The organism is Vibrio sp. 378, from assembly GCF_033339435.1.
This window is the reverse complement of sequence record NZ_JAWOUO010000678.1, coordinates 1-647: the sequence shown is the minus strand read 5'-3', so window position 1 is coordinate 647 and position 647 is coordinate 1. Positions and strand designations below refer to the sequence as shown.

1 protein-coding gene is annotated in these 647 nt (G+C 47.4%); it reads right to left on the bottom strand.

What is annotated here, in order from left to right; all coding sequences use genetic code 11:
- Positions 1-647, bottom strand: a 647-nt coding sequence (locus R7Q48_RS28220) for a TonB-dependent receptor domain-containing protein (protein ID WP_318133620.1), incomplete at both ends; no start/stop codon positions are given.

Here is a 647-nt window from a genome sequence, read left to right as displayed (position 1 = left end):
ATCCATATTTGGTGCAATAACAAAAGGCGTCAGCGGCACAAAGTCGTGGCTTACGAAGCCATACGCCTTATCGTATTCTGGCGCTCGATAGCCGTGATCGTAAGAGAGGTAAACTCGGTTGTTTTCGAACACTTCACGAGAAATCGACAAACTTGGTGAAATTTCAGAACTGTCGATATCTTTCAGTGGATATCCACCGATATCATTCTGGCCATCAGGTGAAAGTCGGTGCGCATCGAAACGCAAACCGCCAGTCAATGTCCATTTCTCCAGCTCAATCATGTCACGGAAATAAAGCCCAATGTTGTATGCACGTGCAGCGGCAAAGGGTTGTTTTTGCGATGCGTTGGAACCCGTCCAATCGAGGACTTTCTGATTATCTTCCCGTTGGTAGTAATCCGATGCTATCTCAACGCCATACGCTAACTTGTGCTCAGCCGATGAGGCGTGAAGCGTCTGTTTGAAATCCGCTCTCAAACCGACGGTGCTATCGGTAAATGTTTTGTGCTCAAGTTCGCGGCGCTTGATCAGCAGACCATTGGCGTCGGTAGAGTTCATTAAGCGATTGGTGTCTGTGACCACTTCGGTATGACGCCAATAAACTTTAGTATCCAACTCTTCAAACCATGTTGGATCAAGCGGCGTTA